Annotated in this window: 20 protein-coding genes, 1 tRNA gene, 1 pseudogene and 1 riboswitch; of the genes and pseudogenes, 20 read left to right on the forward strand and 2 right to left on the reverse strand. The window is 46.9% G+C overall.

Annotated elements, in window-relative coordinates; all coding sequences use genetic code 11:
• Positions 1-74: 74 nt before the first annotated feature.
• Positions 75-1,931: an oligoendopeptidase F gene (pepF, locus tag AC1WMD_RS11070; RefSeq protein WP_494257379.1), complete on the reverse strand. Its 1,857-nt coding sequence runs from the start codon at positions 1,929-1,931 to the stop codon at positions 75-77.
• A 128-nt stretch (positions 1,932-2,059) separates the two neighbouring features.
• Here pepF and AC1WMD_RS11075 point away from each other — a divergent pair, with 128 nt between their 5' ends.
• The 4 genes from AC1WMD_RS11075 (at position 2,060) to AC1WMD_RS11090 (ending at position 6,363) form a co-directional block, all read left to right on the forward strand.
• Entirely contained in the window at positions 2,060-2,950 is an 891-nt protein-coding gene (locus AC1WMD_RS11075; RefSeq protein WP_494257381.1) for an aldo/keto reductase, read from the forward strand.
• Positions 2,951-2,978: 28 nt separating this feature from the next.
• Positions 2,979-5,135, forward strand: coding sequence for a DNA topoisomerase III (locus tag AC1WMD_RS11080; RefSeq protein WP_494257237.1), 2,157 nt, complete (start codon positions 2,979-2,981; stop codon positions 5,133-5,135).
• Between the two features lie 157 nt (positions 5,136-5,292).
• Positions 5,293-5,754 (forward strand): helix-turn-helix transcriptional regulator, encoded by a 462-nt coding sequence (locus AC1WMD_RS11085; RefSeq protein WP_494257239.1) that lies wholly within the window; start codon positions 5,293-5,295, stop codon positions 5,752-5,754.
• Between the two features lie 45 nt (positions 5,755-5,799).
• Positions 5,800-6,363 carry a netrin-like domain-containing protein gene (locus AC1WMD_RS11090; protein WP_494257240.1) on the forward strand — a complete coding sequence of 188 codons (564 nt, stop codon included), beginning with the start codon at positions 5,800-5,802 and terminating at the stop codon, positions 6,361-6,363.
• 16 nt (positions 6,364-6,379) lie between these two features.
• On the opposite strand, the gene AC1WMD_RS11095 is transcribed toward AC1WMD_RS11090, so the two are convergent.
• Positions 6,380-8,587: a glycerophosphodiester phosphodiesterase family protein gene (locus tag AC1WMD_RS11095; protein WP_494257241.1), complete on the reverse strand. Its 2,208-nt coding sequence runs from the start codon at positions 8,585-8,587 to the stop codon at positions 6,380-6,382.
• Between the two features lie 515 nt (positions 8,588-9,102).
• Between AC1WMD_RS11095 and AC1WMD_RS11100 the strand changes: the two genes are divergently transcribed.
• The 16 genes and pseudogenes from AC1WMD_RS11100 to AC1WMD_RS11175 all read left to right on the forward strand — a co-directional run bounded on the left by AC1WMD_RS11100 (position 9,103) and on the right by AC1WMD_RS11175 (position 21,909).
• Positions 9,103-9,174, forward strand: a tRNA-Gln gene (locus AC1WMD_RS11100).
• Between the two features lie 102 nt (positions 9,175-9,276).
• Positions 9,277-9,762, forward strand: coding sequence for a ribonuclease E activity regulator RraA (gene rraA / locus AC1WMD_RS11105; protein ID WP_494257382.1), 486 nt, complete (start codon positions 9,277-9,279; stop codon positions 9,760-9,762).
• 59 nt (positions 9,763-9,821) lie between these two features.
• Positions 9,822-10,014: riboswitch (cobalamin riboswitch) on the forward strand.
• A gap of 124 nt (positions 10,015-10,138) precedes the next feature.
• Positions 10,139-10,537: a (2Fe-2S) ferredoxin domain-containing protein gene (locus AC1WMD_RS11110; RefSeq protein ID WP_043904540.1), complete on the forward strand. Its 399-nt coding sequence runs from the start codon at positions 10,139-10,141 to the stop codon at positions 10,535-10,537.
• Complete coding sequence (locus AC1WMD_RS11115) at positions 10,534-11,274, forward strand: energy-coupling factor ABC transporter permease (protein WP_494257243.1); 741 nt, start codon at positions 10,534-10,536, stop codon at positions 11,272-11,274. Before AC1WMD_RS11110 ends, AC1WMD_RS11115 begins: the two co-directional genes overlap by 4 nt.
• A gap of 3 nt (positions 11,275-11,277) precedes the next feature.
• Complete coding sequence (locus tag AC1WMD_RS11120) at positions 11,278-11,562, forward strand: energy-coupling factor ABC transporter substrate-binding protein (RefSeq protein WP_494257245.1); 285 nt, start codon at positions 11,278-11,280, stop codon at positions 11,560-11,562.
• A complete protein-coding gene (gene cbiQ / locus AC1WMD_RS11125; protein ID WP_494257247.1) occupies positions 11,559-12,275 on the forward strand; it encodes a cobalt ECF transporter T component CbiQ in 717 nt (238 codons plus the stop codon). Before AC1WMD_RS11120 ends, cbiQ begins: the two co-directional genes overlap by 4 nt.
• A 17-nt stretch (positions 12,276-12,292) precedes the next feature.
• Positions 12,293-13,137: pseudogene (locus AC1WMD_RS11130) on the forward strand (energy-coupling factor ABC transporter ATP-binding protein).
• A gap of 68 nt (positions 13,138-13,205) precedes the next feature.
• Positions 13,206-14,768, forward strand: coding sequence for a precorrin-3B C(17)-methyltransferase (gene cobJ, locus AC1WMD_RS11135; RefSeq protein ID WP_043904545.1), 1,563 nt, complete (start codon positions 13,206-13,208; stop codon positions 14,766-14,768).
• Between the two features lie 15 nt (positions 14,769-14,783).
• Complete coding sequence (locus AC1WMD_RS11140) at positions 14,784-15,614, forward strand: sirohydrochlorin chelatase (RefSeq protein ID WP_494257249.1); 831 nt, start codon at positions 14,784-14,786, stop codon at positions 15,612-15,614.
• A gap of 12 nt (positions 15,615-15,626) precedes the next feature.
• Complete coding sequence (gene cobK / locus AC1WMD_RS11145) at positions 15,627-16,403, forward strand: precorrin-6A reductase (protein WP_494257250.1); 777 nt, start codon at positions 15,627-15,629, stop codon at positions 16,401-16,403.
• 21 nt (positions 16,404-16,424) lie between these two features.
• On the forward strand, positions 16,425-17,072 hold the full coding sequence (locus tag AC1WMD_RS11150; RefSeq protein ID WP_494257251.1) for a precorrin-8X methylmutase: 648 nt from the start codon (positions 16,425-16,427) through the stop codon (positions 17,070-17,072).
• A gap of 4 nt (positions 17,073-17,076) precedes the next feature.
• Complete coding sequence (locus AC1WMD_RS11155; RefSeq protein WP_494257252.1) at positions 17,077-18,174, forward strand: cobalt-precorrin-5B (C(1))-methyltransferase; 1,098 nt, start codon at positions 17,077-17,079, stop codon at positions 18,172-18,174.
• A complete protein-coding gene (gene cbiE / locus AC1WMD_RS11160) occupies positions 18,161-19,366 on the forward strand; it encodes a precorrin-6y C5,15-methyltransferase (decarboxylating) subunit CbiE (protein WP_494257254.1) in 1,206 nt (401 codons plus the stop codon). The genes AC1WMD_RS11155 and cbiE overlap by 14 nt, the downstream gene beginning before the upstream one ends.
• On the forward strand, positions 19,363-20,064 hold the full coding sequence (gene cobI, locus AC1WMD_RS11165; protein ID WP_494257255.1) for a precorrin-2 C(20)-methyltransferase: 702 nt from the start codon (positions 19,363-19,365) through the stop codon (positions 20,062-20,064). Before cbiE ends, cobI begins: the two co-directional genes overlap by 4 nt.
• On the forward strand, positions 20,061-20,831 hold the full coding sequence (gene cobM / locus AC1WMD_RS11170) for a precorrin-4 C(11)-methyltransferase (protein ID WP_494257257.1): 771 nt from the start codon (positions 20,061-20,063) through the stop codon (positions 20,829-20,831). Before cobI ends, cobM begins: the two co-directional genes overlap by 4 nt.
• Positions 20,832-20,835: 4 nt before the next feature.
• On the forward strand, positions 20,836-21,909 hold the full coding sequence (locus AC1WMD_RS11175; RefSeq protein ID WP_494257258.1) for a cobalt-precorrin 5A hydrolase: 1,074 nt from the start codon (positions 20,836-20,838) through the stop codon (positions 21,907-21,909).
• The last annotated feature ends 9 nt before the right edge of the window (positions 21,910-21,918 follow it).

Raw genomic sequence — 21,918 nt, forward strand, 5'->3', positions numbered from 1 at the left:
AAATATCATGAATCAAAAAGCGCTGGCTCGAAAAGGCTCGGAAAGCTACCTTTTGGAGCCATCGCCATATCCAGTTACAGTCTTCCTTGCTTTTTTAACAGCTGTTCCATTTCGCGAACGAGCGAGTCGAAATAAGACAGCAGGTTCTCGAGCGGCTTCGGCGATGTCATATCCACTCCTGCTTTTTGCAAAAGGCGGATCGGGTCGTCGGATGTGCCGGCGCTTAAAAACTGCAAATAGCGTTTCGTTGCCTGTCCGGTTTCATCCGCTTTCATTTGCTTGACAAGCTCGAAGGAAGCGGCGAGAGAAGTGGCGTATTTATAGACGTAAAATGCGTCATAAAAATGCGGGATGCGCAGCCAGCCGCGCGCGGCTTCTAAATCGGCGGCGTACGCCGGGCCGTAATATTTTTTCAATAGGCGAAGCCAAAGCTCGTTCAACTCCTTGGCGGTTAAGCTCCCGCCTTGCCGCACTTTGTCGTGAATCGCTTGTTCAAATTCGGAATACATCACTTGCGTGTATAATGTGCCGCGAATTTGATCGATTTGCTGGTTGAGTAAATACAGCTTTTCTTCGTCCGATTTTGCTTGCTCTAGGAAATAATCCATCATCAGCCATTCGTTGGCGGTGGAAGCGACTTCAGCGGTAAAAATCGATTGCCCGGAATAATGGTACGGCTGCGTTTTGTTTGTATAGACGGAATTCATCGCATGCCCGATTTCGTGGGCAAGCGTCAGCACGCCATCAAGCGACTCGTCGTAGTTGAGCAAAATAAACGGATGGGTGTCGTACGCTCCCGTATTATAGCCGCCCGTATATTTTTTCGGACGCGGATATGCGTCAAGCCAGCGCTGTTCGAAAGCGCGCCGCACATGTTCGAGGTAGTCATCCCCGAGCGGTTTCAGCCCTTTAAGGAGGAGCGTCTGCGCCGTTTCGATCGGAAACTTCATTTTTTTCGTGACCGTCTCGTCGACAAGCGGCACATACATATCGTAACTATGGACGCGGTCGACGCCGAGTGCTTTTTTGCGAAGTTCGACATAGCGGTGCAATGATGGCAAATGATCCTTGACGGTAGAAATGAGATTCGTAAACACTTGTTTTGGCACATCATCGGCCGATAGTGCCGCATCGAGGCCAGATTGATATTTTCGTGCTTTCGCGTATAGTTCATCCGCTTTTACGGAAGCGTATAGCGTGGCGGCGGATGTGTTTTCGATCGCTTCATAGCTTTGAAAACGTGTTTGAAACGCCCGCTTGCGGTAGCCGCGGTCCGGGTGTTCAAGCGCTTTTGTATAGTTTTCATCCGTCAGCGAAATCGTTTTTCCTTCCGGTGTGCGGATCGAAGGCGGCTCATAATCGCCGCGTGCGGCATTGTTATAAATGTTTTCCGGGTCGCTCATGATGGGAGAGAGCTTGGCGAGCAGCTGTTCTTCTCGTTTGGAAAGAGTATGCTTTTTCCGCTCGCTCAATTCTTCAAAATAATAGCGGTACGGCTTGAGCGGCTTGCTTTTTTGCAGCTTGTCAAGCGTATGCTCGGAAAGCGACAGCAGTTCCGGTTCGATAAACGCCGTTTTGGCCCCATAGTCGGAAATAAGTGTTTCCACTTTTGCTTTCAGCCGTGCCGCGCTCTCGTCTTCAATATTTAAATCTTGTTTTAAATGAGCATAAAGCGACAATTTTTCGAGCTTTCGTGCTATCCTTTCATTAAGGGCAAATAGTTTGGCGACGTTGGAAGGCCGCGCTAGTTCTCCTTCATAGGCGGACAGTTTTGGCAGCGCATCGACGACTGCTTGATAGTCGCGCTCGAAATCGGCTTCTGAAGCATAAATGTCAGCAAGGTTCCATTGATATTTTGTGTCTGCGGCGTAGGCGCGCCATGGAGCAAGCAGCAGTACGATCATTAGCCATACATATAGCTGTTTTTTCATCATCTTCCCATTCCTTTCCTGTTTTTCCGCTGTTACGTAGTATGCGCAAAAAGAAACAGATTACTCTAAAAAGGAATGGGGAAATCGATTTGGTATATACCGCATGAAAAAGAAAGAGAGGACAAATGATGGAACGAATTCGTTTAGCAGAAGATTTAACATTTTCCCGCATCATTCATGGATTATCGAGACTAGCGAAGTGGAACTATTCCAAAGAACAGATACTCGATCTCATTGAATTTTGTCTTGAACAAGGAATCACGACGTTTGATCATGCCGATATTTACGGGAATTATACGTGCGAGGCGTTATTTGGCGAAGCATTGGCGCTCAAGCCAAGCTTGCGCGGGCACATCGAGATTGTCACAAAATGCGGGATTAAGCGCGCATCGAAATACGGCTTGAATCATTATGATACGAGCAAGGAGCATATTATCGCTTCCGTCCACCAATCGTTGAAAAATTTCCGCACCGATTACATCGATGTGCTGCTTATTCATCGTCCGGACCCGTTTATGAATCCGGAAGAAGTGGCAGAGGCGTTCACCCAGCTGAAAAAAGAAGGGAAAGTGCGCCATTTTGGCGTGTCCAACTTTAAACGTTCGCAGTTTAACATGCTTCAATCGTATTTAGATTTTCCGCTTGTGACCAACCAAATTGAAGTGTCGGCCTATTGCTTAGAAAATATCGAAGACGGAACCGTTGATTTATGCTTAGAAAAGCGGATTCCGCCGATGGTGTGGTCGCCGCTTGCGGGCGGGAAAATATTTACGGCGGATGATGAAAAAGCGGTTCGTCTCCGTGATACGCTCGAGCGGATCAAAAATGAATTAGGCGCGGAGACAATCGACGAAGTATTGTACGCCTGGCTGCTTGTCCATCCGGCTCGGATGATGCCGATTGTCGGTTCCGGTAAAAAAGAGCGTATTATTCGTGCGGTGCGTGCGCTAGGGCTGCCGCTTCGCCGCGAGCAGTGGTTTGAAATTTTGCAAAGCTCGATGGGGCATGAGGTACCGTAATTAGTTCAACAGCGAGGAGAAGTTTGCAATGAAAGTGATTATCGCCGAAAAACCAGACCAAGGCGCGACTCTCGCGTCCATTTTTAAAAACAAAAAACATCAAGGTTATATTGAAATTTTTCCAAATGAATTGTTTCCGAAAGGAGCATATATGACGTGGGCGGTCGGGCATCTTTTCCAGCTTGTGCCGCCCGAACGGTATCGTCCGGAATGGAAACAATGGAAACTCGAGACGCTGCCGATCATTCCGGAGCGTTTTCAATATGAGGTAGAAAAAGCGAAAGCAAAACAGTTTGCGATTGTGAAAGAATTGCTTCGCAAACCGGAAGTGACGGAAATTATCCATGCCGGTGACGCCGGAAGAGAAGGGGAGCTGATTGTCCGCAATATTATTCAAATGAGCGGCGTGAAAAAGCCGATGAAGCGCCTTTGGCTTTCGTCGTTAACGCCGAAAGCAATTGAGGCCGGATTCCGGCAGCTGTTAGATGAAGCAGAAACAAGAAATTTATATGAAGAAGCGTACGCGCGCGCTTGTGCCGATTGGCTTGTCGGGATGAACGCCTCGCGCGTGTACAGCATTTTGCTAAAGCAAAAGGGAATGAATGACGTTTTTTCGGTTGGAAGAGTCCAAACGCCAACACTCGCGTTCATCGTGAAGCGGGAAAAAGAAATTGAGCAGTTTCGTCCCGAACCGTTTTGGGAAGTCGTGGCGACGTTTGCGGTTGATGACAGGCGGTATGAAGGGAAATGGACAAGTGAAGAAGGAGAAACGCGGATCAAGGAGGAGCAGCTGGCGCAAAAAATCGCCCAGTTTTGCCGAAACAAGCCGGCCGAAGTAAAAGAGGTTCAAACGGAAAGAAAAACGTTTCAGCCGCCGCTCTTATTCAATTTGTCCTCCTTGCAGGCAACGGCCAACAGGATGTACCAATTTTCCCCGAAAAAGACGCTCGATATTTTGCAGAAATTATATCAAAAAGGAATTGTGTCATATCCGCGTTCCGATTCGAACTATGTGACAAAAGGCGAGGCGGAAACATTCCCGGACATTTTGCAAAAATTGCGAGCGTTTCCGGAATATCAGCCATTTTTTCCGCTGCCGAACGCGTCTATTTTACATAATAAACGTTATGTAAATGAAAAAAAGGTGACCGACCACTATGCGATCATCCCGACGGAACAGGTGACCGATCCGGCGAAGTTATCGGCGGATGAGCGGAAAATTTACGATTTGGTCGTGCGCCGTCTTATTGCCGCGCATTACGAAGCGGCGGTGTTTGACTATACAACCGTCACAACGCTTGTCGATGGGCGCGCCCGTTTTATCTCGAAAGGAAAGCAGCAAATTCAGGAAGGATGGCGGAAAGTCATCAGCCAGCGCGAGGAGGACGAGGAAGCGATCCTCCCGGCGCTTCGGGAAGGAGAAAGCGGCAATGTGCTTGATGTCCGTGTCAAAGAAGGAAAGACCCAGCCGCCGAAACGGTATACAGAAGGTCAGCTGATTACGCTGATGAAAACGGCGGGGAAATTTTTAGATAACGAAGAATTGGAAAAAGTGCTCGCCAAAACGGAAGGTCTCGGCACGGAAGCGACGCGCGCGGCCATCATTACGACGCTGAAAGAGCGCAACTATATTGAGGTAAAGAAAAACCTAGTGTATGCGACCGACAAAGCGAAAGTGTTAATTGAAGCGATTGGCGATAAAATTTTAGCATCTCCGGAAATGACGGCGAAATGGGAACAACGCTTAAGCGAGATTGGCGAAGGAAGGGCGTCAGCGGCGCAGTTTATGGAGCAAGTAAAAAGGCTGTCTGCAAAAATTATTCAAGACGCCGTTGAAATGTCGGAAGCATGGAACTTCGCCGGGTTGGATACCGAATCCATTCAACGGGCAAAATCGAAAGCAACACTTGGAAAGTCTATTGGCACCTGCAAGCTGTGTGGCGGCACGGTCATCGACAAAGGCGCGTTTTACGGCTGCGCCAATTATGCCAAGACGAAATGCTCGTTTACGATTTCGAAAAAAATTCTTGGCAAAACGATTTCGCAAGCGAATGTGAAAAAGCTTTTGCAGCATGGGAAAACGAACATGATTAAAGGATTTAAAAAAGGAGAAAAAACGTTTGATGCGGCGTTAGTGTGGGATGAAAAGGAGAAAAAAATAGTGTTTTCGTTTCCGAAAAAATAATCTCCTTCCTCATGTTGAGGGGGAGATTATTTTTCCATCACTAGAAAATGGCAATTAGGATATTTACGAATAAAGCCAAAAATTGTACGATTACACTTGTAAGGGAATTTTTTAAAGAAACAGTAATTATATTATGTAAACACAAGAAGGGAGAACAATGGATAAACAAGAAGTAATCGATCTTCTCTCCAGTAAAATGAAGTTAATTCGCGTCGAAAAAGGATATACGCAAGATAAGATGGCGGAAGTGCTGGGGATTTCGAAAAAAACGCTCGTGCAAATTGAAAAAGGACGGATACAGGCGAGCTGGACGCAAGTTGTCGCGTTATGCGCGCTATTCCGTGATAGCGAAATTATCGAATCAGTGCTTGGCGATAGCCCACTTGAAGTGATTGAAACGATCGCCCATGAAGAAATCGATGTACCGAAAGGAAAGACGTTCGGCGGAAAAGTATGGTGGAGAGAAATTAAGCGGATGGGTCCGTTTCGCCTCCAGCAAAACATTATCAGCAAGCATTACCGTATTTTAGATGTGTACAATGACCGCTGGTACAGTTCTTTCGATAAGGAGGAAGCGTTAAAGCGACTGGAGGAACTCGCGAAGGGTGCCAATGTGTAACCAACTGCCCTTTGGCTGCGACTAATGAAGAAAAAGGGTGGTTTAATGGAACGATGCTGGTGGTGGCTGCTTGGCATTGCTGTCCTTTTTTGCCTGTATGGGGGAGCGCAGACGTATGCGTGTGACTGCGTTCCGCCTCGTTCTCCGTCGGAAGAGTTTACGAAAAGTGATGCGGTGTTTTCTGGGAAAGTCGTTCGTATTTATGAAACAACGCGGAAAGAACCGGAAATCGGAGAGCGGGTTTCGCAACGTGCAGTGATTTTTTCAGTCGACCGTACGTGGAAAGGGGTAAACGAAACACATGTTGTCGTGTACACCGGCTTCCACGAGGCAGATTGTGGGTATCCGTTTGAAGTCGGAAAAGAGTATCTTGTCTATGCGTATGACGATACGGACTGGGTCACAGGAATTTGCTCGCTGACAAAACCGTTGTCGCACGCCAAGCCGGACATCGAAGCGTTTGGAAAAGGAAAGCCGCCGACGCAGCACGTGGCGGCAGAAGAGTTGAAGGAAGGTAGATGGAATCCATTCTTACCTTATATCATCGTCATTGGCGTGATTGGTTTTGTCGCATTTCTCTATGTTGTCCAAGCACGCCTACAGAAATAAGGACATTCGAATGTGATTACTGCGATTCGATTGGAAAGTCGATATGAAAATGGACGCGCCCATTTTCATCGCGAATTTCGGCAGTTATTTGTTTGTGTTCTGGATTAATTTTAATCACACCGAAGTTAAAAAATCCTCCCTCGGCATACAATCGCTTCGGTCCAAATGTAGGGTCAAGCGCTGATGGCTGGCCCGTACCGGCTCCAATCGGTCCGCTTACCAGCTCACGATAATCGACGGTCCCGTTATGGTCAGGATCGTATTCGATGATATCCGCAAAATGCACATCGGCTGTGACAAAATAGACGTTCTTAATCTTGTTGTCCGTAATAAATGTAGAAAGTTTGGCAAATTCATGCTCATATCCAGTTTGGTCATTCGGGTCGATATGGTTGCCGTTTGCCCATCCATCACGTGCATGCGGTTTTCCCGTTGGAATCGAAATAGGAACGGAAGAAGCAATAAGCTTGACTTGAGCATCCGAGTTGGAAAGCTCCCGTTTTAACCATTCGAATTGCTCCTGGCCGAGCATCGTTTTTTCATCGCTGTCCGGCTGGGTATTTGAATCACGGTAGCCGCGATTATTTAAGATAAACAAGTCGATCGTATTTCCCCATGAAAATTTATGATAAAGCTTGCCCGATGAACTCCGCTCTGCCAATATTGGCCAATAATTGATGAACGCCCGAAATCCCGTCGAAGTGAGGGGTTCAAACGGTCCAGAAAAATCATTGGTGACCTCGTGATCATCCCAAATCGCATAAACGCTTGTTGATTGAAGCAGCCTGCGTAAGTTGGGATCTGTGCGGTTTTCCTTATATTTCGCCCAAAAGTCCTCGATGCTTTTCGACGGTGGCGTTGGAACCGCTGGGGTCGCATTATCCGCATAAATCGTATCCCCGCTAAATAAGAAGAAATCTGGTTTTAATTCTGCCATTGCCGCAAAAGTACGAAACGGAGGAATTTTCCCCTGGCCCCCTGTGTCACCTCCCCAGACGATTGTGAGGGGGATTATGTCATTGGACGTTGGCGCTGTTTTGAAACTTCCCGTTACTTGATAAGAGCCTGGAAGAGCCTGTACGCGGTAATAATAAGTGGTATTCGGTTTTAATCCTGTTACATTTACCTGTACGGTGAAATCATATTTCGAAACTGCTTTGGCCTTTTTGATCATTTTGTGTTGAAAGGACGCATTCTCGGAAATTTCAAATTGTACGGTGGCAGGCTTGTTTGTCCGAGCCCATAATACGGCTGAAGTATCCGTTACTTCCCCGCTAGCTATTCCATGGGAAATATAAGGTTTTTTGTTCAATTCTACTAATTTATCGGGGTAGTCTGTAAACATGCCGTCCACACCTAGTGATAATTGTTCAATCATTTTGTCCTGTGTATTCACTGTATACGGGTGGACGACCATGTTGCGTTCGTGGGCTTCCTGCATCAATGTCGGGGTAATGAGAGAGTAATCCGGCCCAACTCCTTCTGCGTATTCGGCCGCTCGGTTAAAGACATCGTCAAGATTTTTGCCTTGAATCATTTTGGGGCTAAAAAGCTGGATAAGTGGAATGTCTTCTGGAACGATTTGCTGCAATTTTCTTAAGCTTGCTTCACTGAATGATTGGAAAATTACTTTCCCTTTTTCTAAATATCCGTTCTTTTTTAATATATCGACTAGTTTTTCTTCCATTCCTGGATACACATCCGGATCCTTTGTTTCTATGTAAAGAGCTACTTTGTCGTCTTTCTTTTTGATTAAATCAATGACTTCTTGGAGAGTTGGAATTTTCTCTTTTTCATATTGTTTTTTCGCGTATTCAGGGTGTGTTTCGTTAAACCAAGAGCCAGCATCGAGCCGTTTGATTTCGGCAAGGGTAAAGTCTTTTACCTGCCAAGGAGCACGGTCGGGATACACATCTTCTACGTTCGTTGTTCTCGTTAATGTGGAATCATGAATGGCAACCAATTCTCCGTCTTTTGTCATATGCAAATCTAACTCTACATAATCCGCCTTCATCTGAATGGCTTTTTCATACGCCGCCAATGTATGTTCAGGCGCATAACCGGAAGCGCCGCGGTGGGCGACGACTTCGACGTTTTCAACGATAGGCTGCAATGTAGACGGATGGCGGTTCTGGTTGGCAGCAATGGTTTCTGTCGAAAAATAAGGGGCCATTAATCCTAACGACATCGAAAGAGACAAACCGATTTTTGTTGATTTTTTCACTGATTCTTCACTCTCCCTTTCCAAGAATGGATTTCTTTCGACATGGTTATTGTAAAAAATAAGGGTAAAGTGAATATGGAATTAAGTTTAAAAAACTGTAAAAATATAAAAAATTTAGATGGAAGCAAAATCAAACGTTTTGATTACTTTGCGTGCTTTTTTTATTTGGGAGAAGTTCGGATCATGTCCAAGAACAAAGGCAAAACAAGGTTGTTCCATTATTACGAAGGAAAAGCGGGCCCCATGTTGTAATGGTCAAACTTGAACGTTTTTTAAAGAACTTTCAGCTTTTCATCGATTCGATTAGTGCTTTGCCAATCATATCGAGATAAATATATTATTTGAAAAAATGATTCCGCCCATACCGAAACGAATAAAAAATCGGGAAGGAAAAGCGTATAAAATTTAGATGTTTTCAGGTATAGAGACAAAAACTCCTGTATATAATACAAAATGTACAAATCATCTCGCCGCAAACCGTTTGGCGAGAACATGATGACTATCATTATTATAATTGGGCTATAGCCAAGTGGTAAGGCAACGGACTTTGACTCCGTGATGCGCTGGTTCGAATCCAGCTAGCCCAGTCTCTAACAGACAAGCAATGTCGCTTGTCTGTTTTTTTGTGCAAAAAAGCAGGAGTTTCGACAAAGATGTCAAATATAAGACGTAGCGAGGAGGGAATGATGGTGAAAACAGCAGATTTATGCGATGAATTTTTAAGTGAACTGCAAGTTTGCCAACTGCCAATGCAATCATACGGCGGCAAAAAAGAATTTTCCGGACCGATTGCGACCATTGAGGTGTTTGAGGATAACGTGCTCGTCCGCGAGGCGTTAGAGACCGTTCCTGCGGGAACAGTGTTAGTGGTTGACGGAAAAGGTTCACGCAATTGCGCGCTGCTTGGCGATCGTTTGGCGCAAATTGCCTGCGATCGAGGGCTTGCGGGCGTGATTATCCATGGTTGCATTCGCGATTCCGCGGAGATTGCCAATATGCCGATTGGGGTGATGGCGATTGGCACCTGCCCGGTGAAAAGCAAAAAAGAAGGGAAAGGAAAGCGGGACGTTGTGCTCGAATTTGGCGGCGTGCGTTGGGAGCCAGGCGCTTATGTGTACGCTGATCAAGACGGTATTGTATTGGCGAAAACGGACTTATTGAAAAAAAGTGATTGACGATATTTAAAAATTTATACTACTATGAATAACAGAAATGTTCTATGAAAAATCGATATCATATGCCAAACAAATAAGGTGCCTTTTCTCATTAGAGAATCGGCTTAAAAGGGAAGTACGGTGAAAATCCGTCACGGTACCCGCCACTGTGATGGGGAGCTTTGCTACATCATGTCACTGAAGGGAACTTCGGGAAGGCGTAACAAAGCGATGATCCTAAGTCAGGAGACCTGCCTTATTTGTTCGGACGGATACCTACGGGATTATAGGTAGACGTGCGGGAGAATGGTATACTTTTGGGCTATATTTGTATGCATTTTTCTGCACCTCTGCGTATAGAGGTGCTTTTTATTTTGCCAAAAAGGAGAGATTGAACGTGACAACATGGAACCTAATCGGAACGAAACATCATGTGCTGATTTGCAATGGAGGCAGCTGTATGCGTAAAGGGGGAGAGGAAGTAACGCTTGCCATCCGCGAAGAAATCGCACTGCTGGAGTTAGATGGCCTCGTACATACGACGCGGACGCGCTGCAATGGCCGCTGCCAAGATGCATGTGTAGTCATCGTTTACCCTGAAGGCGTATGGTACAACGGGATGACGCCGGAAAAAGGAAGGGAAGTTGTGCGAAGGCATTTACGGAACGGGGAATGGTTGGAAGAAACGATAACGTACCGTTATGAAGGGACGCAAGGATTGATGATGGCAAAGCAATCTACTGCCCCTCTAGGAATCTCGAAATTATGCAAAACAACGGGAGGAACGAGAGCATGAAAAAATGGAAATCCGTCCTTTTCCTTTTCGGTTTAGTTGTCTATTTTACTTTTTCTGAAAGTTCATCGGCATTTGCGATGCATATTATGGAAGGGTTTTTACCTGTAAGATGGGTGATTTTTTGGTGGCTCATGTTTTTGCCATTTTTGATCATCGGTTTGCGTTCACTCATTCGGATTACACGTGAGCATCCGGAACTAAAGTTGCTCATTGCGCTGTCGGGGGCATTTACGTTTGTACTGTCCGCCTTAAAAATTCCATCCGTTACTGGAAGCAGCTCACATCCAACGGGGGTAGGGCTCGGCGCGGTGCTGTTTGGTCCATGGACGATGGTGATGATGGGCAGCATCGTATTGCTGTTTCAAGCGTTATTGCTAGCACATGGCGGATTGACGACATTAGGGGCGAATGCCATGTCCATGGCAGTCGTCGGTCCGCTCGTAGCATACGGCATTTATCGTTTCGGGAAAAAGTGGAATATACCGCAACGTTGGACCATATTTTTCGCTGCCTTTTTCTCGGATTTGGCCACATATGTGGTCACCTCATTCCAATTAGCGTTGGCGTTTCCGGATGCGACAGGTGGCATTTTCGCTTCGTTTGCCAAATTTGCCGGCATTTTTGCTATCACGCAAATACCACTGGCGATTACAGAAGGGCTGCTTACGGTCGTCGTTTGGAATTTCTTATCCACTTATAGTAGCCGGGAACTAAGTCAATTAGAGAGAGGAGTGTAAATAGTGAAGCGCAGTCTTTTTCTCCTCGTTTTTGCCGTTTTATTAGTAGTAGCACCGTTATTGTTCATTCATGAATCTGATTTTGGCGGCACGGATGGCCAGGCGGAAAAAACGATTCAGGTGATCGCTCCTCATTATAAGCCTTGGGCGCAAACCATATTTGAGCCGCCAGGCGGAGAGGTGGAAACGTTGCTGTTTTCTGTGCAAGCGGCAGTCGGAGCCGGTATTATTGGCTATATTGTAGGCGTCTATAAAGGCCGAGCGAACCGAAGAGAGGAAACAAAATGATCCGGCAGTTTGACACCATCGCTTACAATAACCGCCTGCGGACCATACGTCCCGAACAAAAAGTGATATTTTCGCTTCTATTATTAATAATGGCCATGATAGGGAACTGGAAAACGCAAGTAATGATGACGATTTGGCTTGCCGTATGGATTATCGGGTATGCGCGTGTTTCATGGACAGTGTACGCCAAAACACTCGGAGTCGTGGCATTGTTTCTGATGGTGAGTTTTCCAGCTTTGCTTGTTTCCATTGACAGTTCTTTTCATGTTTCTATTGATCGTTCGCAAATGTTCACTGCGATGTCTTTACTATCCCGTTCGGTCGCGGCATGGTCTTGTTTATTTTTCCTGCTAGTGACTACCCCGTTTCCAGAGATGTTGTATGTTCTCAAGCGAATGAAAGTGCCATCCATCATCATTGAGTTGTTGTTTTTTACGTATCGGTTTGTATTTGTTTTCGAGAAAGCAGCAGAAGAGCTATACGTAGCAATGAAAGCAAGAAACGGAGGAAACCATTGGCGGCATGGCGGGATGTTGGTGTTTCAGCTGTTTCAAAAAATATGGCATTCCTATGAAGCGCTGCGCCTTGCTTTATGGGCCCGTGGAGTTTCCGATGAAATGGTCTATGTTCATGTGGAAACATACCACGAAAAAAATAAACGTTATCTGTGGGAAGCAGCCATCGGCATCAGTTTGCTTCTATGGCTTGGATGATAGGAGGGCAGCAGGCGATGTTGAAAATGGACGAAGTATATTATACGTATCCGAACGGACCGTGTGTGTTGAAAGGATTAAGCCTTCATATCCCTAATGGAAAAAAATGCGCGCTCATCGGTCATAACGGATGCGGCAAGACAACGTTATTTTTACATGCGAACGGGCTGTTACGACCAGATTCCGGCAATATCTATTGGAATGGCGAGAAGATGGACTATCGGCGTCCAACATTGCAAAAATGGCGTCGAGAAGTCGGCATCGTTTTTCAAAATCCGGAACACCAGCTTGTGGCGCCATTGGTACGTGATGAACTGGTGTTTGGCCTGTGCCATTTAGGAATGAAAAAAAGGGAGATGGACGAGCTCATGGAAAAAGCGCTGGACGAGTTTGGATTGCGTTCATGGTTGGACAAACCCGTTCATCATTTAAGCCTCGGTCAAAAAAATGGCTGACGCTTGCCGCCGTCATGGTGATGAACCCGAAATTATTAGTGCTCGATGAGCCGACGGCGTATTTAGACCGCCTTCAGATCGATCGGTTTATCAAGAAGATAAACGATATTCATCAAGCCGGCACGACGGTTTTGATTGCAACTCATGATTTTGATTTTGTCTTAGAGTGGGCGGATATCGTGTTTGTGATGCATGATGGACAAATTGTCATGCAAGGAGCACCGCAAGACGTATTTGCTAGACAGCACCAATTGCAAAAATGGAACCTTGGTGTTCCGCTGCTTGCTTCTGTATGGAAAATGTTGTTTCCACACGATACGCGCATCCCGCGGAATGTGGAAGAAATGAAACAATGGATGAGAATAGATGAGCGCACAAGCCTTCGTATTAGTGAAAAAGTGATATAGTGTTCAAGTTTTTTCGACAAATGAGCCCAGTTCACATGGACAAGAAAGAGGGAAATTGAGGTGAGACAATGAAAGGAAAATTGCTGATTGTCGGATTTGGTCCAGGCAGCGAAGAACATATGACAAAGCGAGCGAGGGAAGCGATTGAAGAAAGCGATATTATTATCGGTTATAAAACGTACGTTGACCTAGTTGCGGATTTAATCGGCAATAAACAAGTGATTAGTACCGGAATGACGGAAGAAGTAAGCCGCGCTCAAGAGGCGGTGAAATGGGCGGAACGCGGAAAAACGGTCGCCGTCATTTCAAGCGGGGACGCGGGCGTGTACGGAATGGCAGGGCTTGTGTATGAGGTACTCATCGAAAAAGGATGGACGCGAGAAAGCGATATCGAAGTGGAAGTCATCCCAGGCATTTCTGCCATTCACTCATGTGCCGCTCTTTTAGGAGCGCCGATTATGCATGATGCGTGCACCATTAGCTTAAGCGATCACCTAACGCCGTGGTCGCTTATAGAAAAGCGCATCGAAGCGGCAGCCGCTGCCGATTTTGTCATCGCTCTATATAATCCGAAAAGCGGACGACGCACGCGGCAAATTGTCGAAGCGCAGCGTATCCTTTTGCGTTATCGCTCGCCAAATACTCCGGTCGGATTAGTGAAAAGCGCTTATCGTGCGCGGCAACATATCGTATTGACGGATTTAGCGCATATGCTCGATTACGATATCGGAATGTTAACGACCGTCATTATCGGCAATTCTTCAACGTTTGTATACGATGGGCTGATGATCACACCGCGCGGATACCAACGAAAATATACGTTAAGCGCAGCCGAACAGCCGCTGAAACCATACGAACGGCTTCGCAAAGAAGCGGAACCGTGGGCGCTTGATCAAACGAAACGAGAACCGGCAAGAGAAATAGCGGAAGAAGCGTTGCAAACATTGGCGATTGGCCACGATGACAGCGCGACGTTTGCACCGGTGATTTTCGAAATCGCGGTTAGCCCAGGGGTAGCGGACAAAAATTTTACACCAAAACAAATGATGGTACTAGCTGACATCGTCGGCGAAGACGGAACGATGATGTATACCCCGGATCATTATTTGAAGCTGGAAGTGCCTACTTCTGATCCAGACCGTATCATCGCTAGACTGAAAGAAGCGGGACTGACTGTTGCCCCTGTTGGTGACGTACTGACATTGAAAGCTTGTGATTTTTGCGACGGTGAGAAAAAAGACGCGATTCCATACGCGGAACAGCTATACGATCAGCTTGCAGGAATGGCGCTTCCGAAAGAATTGAAGCTCGGTGTAAACGGCTGCGGCATGGCATGTTACGGAGCGGTGCGGGAAGATATCGGAATCGTCTATCGGAAAGGAGCATTCGACTTATTTTTAGGAGGAAAAACGGTCGGAAGAAACGCTCATCCAGGGCAACTTGTCGCTGAAGGAATTCCGCCTAGTGAAATTGTGTCCGTGGTTACCCGCGTTATTCAAGAATATAAGGAACGAGCACACCCGAACGAACGGTTTTATAAGTTTTTCCAACGAGTGAAACAAGTCGGCGGATTTGTGTATCAAGAAGCGAAGCGGGAGGCAAAAATCGAAGTGCCTGCCTGCGGTGAATAAGGGGGAAGAAAATGAATGAAAGCAGTATTATTTGTCGGGCACGGCAGCCGTGACCCAGAAGGAAACGACCAAGTCCGACAGTTTGTCGAGCAGCTAAAACCGCACATTGCAGCATCCTTACATATCGAAACAAGTTTTTTAGAATTTGGGCTGCCAACGATTCGCGAAGGGATTGACCGTTGTGCCGATGCCGGGGCTCGCGAGATTATCGTTATTCCGATTATTTTGCTGTCAGCGGGTCATTCGAAGCTGCATATTCCAGCGGAGATCGATGAAGCAAAGAAGCGTTATCCGCATGTGGCGTTCATCTATGGCCGACCAATTGGCATTCACGAGCAAACGTTTTCGATCTTAAAAACAAGATTACAAGAAATCGGTGAAAATATAGAAAATCCTGACCCGGGAACAGCGGTAGTGCTGCTTGGTCGCGGGGGAAGCGATCCGGATGCCAACAGCGATTTATATAAAATTTCCCGCTTATTTTGGGAACAAACGAACTATTTCCTCGTAGAACCAGCGTTTATGGGAGTAACGACGCCATCGTTAGAAGATGGTGTGGAACGTTGCGTGAAGCTAGGGGCGCGAAAAGTGGTGGTTTTGCCGTACTTTTTGTTTACCGGTGTACTTATCAAACGTCTTGAAGAAAAAGTAAAACAATTTCGTTTTCAGTATCCGCAAGTTGATTTTGCACTAGCAGGCTACTTTGGATTTCATCCGGAGCTAAAAACGATTGTACTTGACAGATTAGAAGAAGCGCTTGGCAAGGCGGTTATGATGAACTGCGATATGTGCCAATATCGGCTTCATGCTGCAGAGCATCATCACCATCACCACCATCATCATTAAGGAGGAACTTGCATGATTATCGTATTAGCGGGAACGAGCGATGCCCGCCAGCTGGCGCTTTGCATCCAACAAGCGGGCTATGATGTATTAGCGACGGTCGTTACAGAACATGCAGCAGACCAGTTGCGTGCTTCCGGCTTAGCGGTGCATCTCGGACGGCTGACGGCGGAACAATTGGTGGAGTTGATCCGCGCAAAGAAAGCGAAAGCGGTGGTGGATGCGAGCCATCCGTTTGCCGAAGAAGCGTCGAAAAACGCGATGCAAGCTGCCACCAATGCGGGGGTTCCGTATATCCGTTACGAGCGGCAAGCTGCTTCGGTTGCTTACGAGCGCGTCACGTTTGTTGACAGTTATGAAGAAGCAGCCGAGCTCGCTGCGAAAAAACAAGGCGTCATTATGCTAACGACTGGAAGCAAAACGTTATCCACTTTCGCAAAAAAGCTGTTAGGACTCCCGAATACGCGCGTGATTGCGCGCATGCTGCCGCGCAAAGACAATATGGAGAAATGCGAACAACTAAAGTTTCCACAAGAAAATATCGTTGCGATGCAAGGTCCGTTTACAAAAGAACTCGATAAGGCGCTATTCCAACATTTTGGCGTTACGTTACTCATTACGAAAGAAAGCGGAAAAGTTGGGTTTGTCGATGAAAAAATCGCTGCCGCACAGGAGTTAGGGATTGAGACGATTGTCATTCGCCGTCCATCGATTCAGTATGGCACGGTGTATTCGCAGTTTTCCGATGTCGTTAAGGCGTTACAACAAATGGTACCGTTATCCATTCATTGATAAAAGAAAGGAGCTTTTACAATGGATTTTCGCACGGAATTTCGCCCGATTACAGTTCAACCGCAACAAATTGAAAAAAGAAGTTTTCAAATCATTGATGAAGAAATTGGTGAACATCATTTTACGGAAGAACAATATCCGATTGTACAGCGCGTCATTCATGCTTCTGCCGATTTTGAGCTTGGAAAAAGCTTGTTGTTTCACCCTGATGCCGTCCGCGCGGGAATAAAAGCCATACGCAGCGGCAAAACGGTCGTCGCTGATGTGCAAATGGTACAAGTCGGTGTGAACAAAGCGCGTATTGAAAAGTTTGGCGGAAAAGTGAAAGTGTATATTTCCGACGAAGATGTCATTGCGGAGGCGAAACGGCTCAACACGACAAGAGCGATTGTCGCGACGCGAAAAGCGGCGAAGGAAGCAGAAGGCGGGATTTTTGCCATTGGCAACGCGCCAACGGCATTGCTAGAATTGATTCGTTTAATTAAAGAAGGAGAAGCGCGTCCGGGATTAGTGATCGGCCTGCCGGTCGGGTTTGTGTCGGCGGCAGAATCGAAAGCGGAATTGGCGAAATTGGATGTTCCATTTATTACAAATATCGGCCGAAAAGGAGGAAGCACCATTACAGTGGCGGCGCTAAACGCGCTTTCACTGTTAGCAGAGCGAGGGTAAACGAATGGAAGCAAAAAAAACGTTACGCGAAGGATATACGACAGGGGCGTGTGCCACAGCGGCAACGAGAGCGGCATTAACGGCTCTAATTACCGGTATTCGGCAAACGGAGGCAACCATTTATTTGCCAGTCGGACGATGGGTGACATTTGCGATTGAAGCGTGCGAAATTCACGGTGATTCGGCGACAGCAACGGTGATCAAAGACGGCGGGGATGACCCTGATGCGACGCATGGAGCGGCGATTGTATCAACCGTTTCATGGGCGGAGCAACCCGGCATTCATTTAGATGGCGGAAAAGGGGTAGGTCGTGTCACGAAACCGGGCTTGCCGGTGCCGGTTGGCGAAGCGGCAATTAATCCTGTTCCGCGGAAAATGATTCACGAAACAGCGCTCGAAATATTGGAAGAATACGGAATTTCCCGTGGAGTAAACGTCATTATTTCCGTTCCTAACGGGGAAGAAATCGCCAAAAAAACATTAAACGCGCGCCTCGGCATTATCGGCGGCATTTCGATTTTAGGGACGCGCGGCATTGTCGTTCCTTTTTCGACGTCCGCGTACCGCGCAAGCATCATTCAGGCCATTCAAGTAGCGAAAGCAAACGGATGCGACCATGTTGTGATTACGACGGGGGGACGGAGCGAAAAATTTGCGATGCGACAATATTCTCCTCTTCCTGAGGAAGCGTTTATTGAAATGGGCGATTTTGTCGGCTTTACGCTGAAACAATGCAAGCGGCTCGGCATCCGAATCGTTTCCATGGTTGGGATGATGGGGAAATTTTCTAAAGTGGCGCAAGGCATTATGATGGTGCATTCGAAAAGCGCCCCCGTTGATTTTTCGTTTTTAGCATCCATTGCTGAACAAGCCGGAGCTTCACCGGAACTTGTTGCCGCTGTTCGCGAAGCCAATACGGCATCACAAGTTGGCGAGATGATGCAGGAAGCAGGAAATGAGCGCTTTTTTGAAATATTATGTGACCATTGTTGTTTATCCGCGTTACGTGAAGTGGGCGGCGGCATGACCGTGGAAACGTCGCTATACACAATGGGTGGTCAATTATTAGGAAAGGCGGTACGAAACGATGCAGGCGATTAAACTAATTGGCATTGGGGCCGATGGAAAAGCGAGCCTCCCGCGCCTTTATGAACGTTGGATTTATGAAAGCGAGTTATTGGTAGGAGGAGAGCGTCATTTAGCCTTTTTCCCTGATTATCAAGGCGAAACGCTCACGATTCGAGGAGGTCTATCACAGCTTGTCGAGCAGCTTCGCCATGAAACGAAACGCACCGTCATTGTTGCATCTGGTGATCCGATGTTTTATGGAATCGGTAGCTATTTATCTAGCAAACTACCGATCGAAGTGTACCCGACAGTTAGCTCGGTGCAATGGGCGTTTGCGAAAATGGGAGAAAAGTGGCAGGACGCCGAATTTATTAGCGTCCACGGTCGCAGCATGAAAGGACTTGCCCAGCGCATTGATGGATGTGAAAAAGTAGCGCTATTAACGGACGAAACGAATTCTCCTAATGCCATTGCGAAATATTTGCTTTCGTACGGAATGACCGAATATCGCGCATTTGTCGGAGAAAATCTTGGCGAACAAGATGAACGGTGCCGCTTTTTCGAATTAGAAGAGATGGCAGATGCCGAGTTTTCCCCATTAAATGTGGTTATTTTACAAAAAACAAAAGCAGGTCCGAGGTGGCCATTAGGAATTGACGATGACGAATTTTTGCAGCGCAAACCAGAGAAAGGACTGATTACGAAAAAGGAGATTCGGGTGTTAAGCATTAGCGCGCTCCGTCTTCATGCTAAAAGCGTCGTTTGGGATATCGGTACATGCACCGGTTCTGTTGCGATTGAAGCGGCGAAAATCGCCCGCGAAGGCGCTGTGTTTGCGATTGAAAAAAATGCCCATGATATCGAAATTTGTAAAGAAAACTTAAAAAAATTCCGCGTTGACATTACGCTTGTACACGGCAAAGCACCTGAGCATTTAGACGAATTTGCCGACCCGGATGCGATTTTTATTGGCGGAACATCAGGAGCAATGGGGCCGCTTCTTGATGTTTGTTGTCGACGCTTGAAACGGAACGGACGCATCGTTGTGAATGCAGTTACGATTGAAACGCTGGCGCAGGCGGTGGAAGGATTAAAGCAGCGTGGCTTTCAAGTAGACGTTACGCTCGCGCAAATCTCAAGAAGCAAGCCGATTTTAGAGCTGACGCGGTTTGATGCGCTTAATCCGATTTATATCATTACGGCAAAGAGGGAGGAAGACGAATGAGCGGAACATTGTATGGCATCGGCGTTGGTCCAGGAGACCCCGAGCTGTTGACGGTGAAGGCGTTTCGCCGCCTGAAAGAAGCGCATATCATTGCCTATCCGAAAAAACAGCGCGGCAGCAAAAGCTACGCCCAGCAAATTATTGAAGCATATTTTTCTCCGGCGGAAAAAGAGATGCTTGGTCTCGTCTTTCCAATGACGAAAAATATGGATGTGTTAACAAAGAAATGGAACGAAACGGCAGAAGCGATATGGGAACAGCTAAGAGCAGGAAAAGATGTCGCGTTTGTGACGGAAGGAGATCCGCTTTTATATAGTACGTTCATCCATCTGATGAAAATCATGAAAGAGCGGTATCCAAATGTCGCGATTGAAATTGTTCCGGGAGTTTCCTCCGTCAACGCGGCGGCAGCGAGACTGCAAATCCCGCTTGCCGACGGGGATGAACAGGTGGCGATTATTCCAGCGCGCGACGACTATGAGGCGATGAAAAAGGCACTTGAAGACCATGATTGCGTCGTCTTTTTGAAAGTGGCGAAAGTGATGGAAATGATGATCCGTCTTCTTCGCGAACAAAATTTATTGCAAAACGCTGCCGTGGTAACAAAAGTGACGTCAAAGGAAGAAATCATTTGGAATATCGAACATCTTGAAGGAGTAGAGTTGGAATATTTAACGTTATTGGTGGTGAGAAAGTGAAACTACATATTATTGGCGCAGGCCCGGGGGCTCCGGATTTGATTACTGTGAAAGGTGCGCAACTGCTCCAAGAAGCGGACGCAATTTTTTACACCGATTCGCTCGTCAGTAACGAACTGATCGAACGCTATCGAAAGCCGGAAGCGGAAGTATTTCATACGGCAGGAATGCATTTAGAGCAAATGGTTGAAGCGATGTTAGAACAGCTTAAACAAGGAAAAAAAGTCGTGCGCATTCATACGGGAGATCCATCTGTTTACGGAGCGACGCTTGAACAAATCGCGCTATTCAAAAAGCAAGGGGTGGAAGTTGAAATCGTCCCTGGCGTCAGCTCGGTATTTGCGGCGGCAGCGGCTGTTCAAGCGGAGTTAACCGTTCCGAATTTAACGCAGACGGTCATTTTAACGCGAGCGGAAGGACGGACGCCGGTTCCAAAGCAGGAAAAACTGGAAGACTTAGCAAAACATCATTGCACATTAGCGTTATTTTTAAGCGCAACATTAACAAAAAAAGTAACAAAGGCACTAAGGGATGCGGGATGGAGGGATGATACCCCCGTCGTGATTGTGTATAAAGCGACATGGCCAGATCAAAAAATTGTTCGTTCGACGGTTGGCACGCTGGACGAGGATATGCGCGCAAACGGCATCCGTAAACACGCGCTCATTTTAGCAGGATGGGCGTTAGACCCCGCAATTATCGAGCGCGACTATCGCTCGAAGCTGTACGATAAAACGTTCACACACGGATATCGGCGGGGGGTGTGACGAGATGTATGCCATTGTTGCGATTACGAAGCATGGCGTTGATATTGCCCGGCGTGTCGGCGAGGAGCTTCCGAACGCCCATGTGTATTATACGAATAAGTTTGCGAGAGGAGACGAAGACGAAAAATGCATTCGCTTGTTTGAAGGGAACGTGCGATTATTATTGCCGTCGCTTTTTCAAACATACCGCGGGCTTATTCTCATTATTTCGCTTGGCGCGGTTGTGCGGATGATTGCACCGCTATTAAAGGATAAAAAAACCGATCCGGCGGTCGTCGTTATTGATGATAAAGGGGAACATGTCATTAGCGTTCTTTCCGGACATCTTGGCGGAGCGAACGAACTGACGCGGCAAGTCGCCGAGATTTTACATGCCCATCCCGTCATTACGACTGCGTCTGACGTACAAAAAACGATTGCCGTCGATTTGTTTGGCCGTTCCTTCGGCTGGGAGTGGGAATCCGACGAAAAGCTGACTCCCGTAAGCGCCGCCGTCGTTAATGAACAACATGTTGCTATTGTACAAGAATCAGGGGAGCGAGAATGGTGGAACTATGATACCCCGCTGCCAAACAATATCCATATTTATCATTCGATTAATGAAGCGATAGCGGCAAAACCGGCCGCCGCGCTTGTCGTGACCCATCGCCTGTTGATGAAAGAGGAAGAAGCGATATTGCAAAACGGCGTTTTGTACCGCCCAAAAGTGATCGTGCTCGGCATCGGCTGCAACCGCGGTACAACGGCGGAAGAAATTGAATCCGTCATTCGCGATACATTAGAGGAGCTGCACTTTTCAATGAAAAGTGTGAAAGCGGTATGTACGATCGAATTAAAAAAAGACGAGCCAGGGTTGCTTGAAGTTGTGCGAAAATACGGATGGGAATTCGTCTATTATACCCCTGAACAATTGAATCAAGTAAACATCGAACAGCCTTCTGAAACCGTGTACCGTTATACAGGCGCTTACGGTGTGAGCGAGCCAGCAGCGAAGCTTTATAGCGGTGCAGAGAAATTGGAATTAGTGAAGAAAAAAGCAGGTAATGTCACGATTTCCGTGGCACTTTTACACCATTAAGGGGGAAAA

Source organism: Parageobacillus sp. NEAU-HV-2 (assembly GCF_059115485.1).

Excerpts from the sequence above, each read along its gene's own strand:
- pepF (WP_494257379.1), bottom strand. The coding sequence starts at position 1,931 with ATGAAAAAACAGCTATATGTATGGCTAATGATCGTACTGCTGCTTGCT.
- AC1WMD_RS11075 (WP_494257381.1), top strand. The coding sequence starts at position 2,060 with ATGGAACGAATTCGTTTAGCAGAAGATTTAACATTTTCCCGCATCATT.
- AC1WMD_RS11080 (WP_494257237.1), top strand. The coding sequence starts at position 2,979 with ATGAAAGTGATTATCGCCGAAAAACCAGACCAAGGCGCGACTCTCGCG.
- AC1WMD_RS11085 (WP_494257239.1), top strand. The coding sequence starts at position 5,293 with ATGGATAAACAAGAAGTAATCGATCTTCTCTCCAGTAAAATGAAGTTA.
- AC1WMD_RS11090 (WP_494257240.1), top strand. The coding sequence starts at position 5,800 with ATGGAACGATGCTGGTGGTGGCTGCTTGGCATTGCTGTCCTTTTTTGC.
- AC1WMD_RS11115 (WP_494257243.1), top strand. The coding sequence starts at position 10,534 with ATGAAAAAATGGAAATCCGTCCTTTTCCTTTTCGGTTTAGTTGTCTAT.
- cbiQ (WP_494257247.1), top strand. The coding sequence starts at position 11,559 with ATGATCCGGCAGTTTGACACCATCGCTTACAATAACCGCCTGCGGACC.
- cobJ (WP_043904545.1), top strand. The coding sequence starts at position 13,206 with ATGAAAGGAAAATTGCTGATTGTCGGATTTGGTCCAGGCAGCGAAGAA.
- AC1WMD_RS11140 (WP_494257249.1), top strand. The coding sequence starts at position 14,784 with ATGAAAGCAGTATTATTTGTCGGGCACGGCAGCCGTGACCCAGAAGGA.
- cobK (WP_494257250.1), top strand. The coding sequence starts at position 15,627 with ATGATTATCGTATTAGCGGGAACGAGCGATGCCCGCCAGCTGGCGCTT.
- AC1WMD_RS11150 (WP_494257251.1), top strand. The coding sequence starts at position 16,425 with ATGGATTTTCGCACGGAATTTCGCCCGATTACAGTTCAACCGCAACAA.
- AC1WMD_RS11155 (WP_494257252.1), top strand. The coding sequence starts at position 17,077 with ATGGAAGCAAAAAAAACGTTACGCGAAGGATATACGACAGGGGCGTGT.
- cbiE (WP_494257254.1), top strand. The coding sequence starts at position 18,161 with ATGCAGGCGATTAAACTAATTGGCATTGGGGCCGATGGAAAAGCGAGC.
- cobI (WP_494257255.1), top strand. The coding sequence starts at position 19,363 with ATGAGCGGAACATTGTATGGCATCGGCGTTGGTCCAGGAGACCCCGAG.
- AC1WMD_RS11175 (WP_494257258.1), top strand. The coding sequence starts at position 20,836 with ATGTATGCCATTGTTGCGATTACGAAGCATGGCGTTGATATTGCCCGG.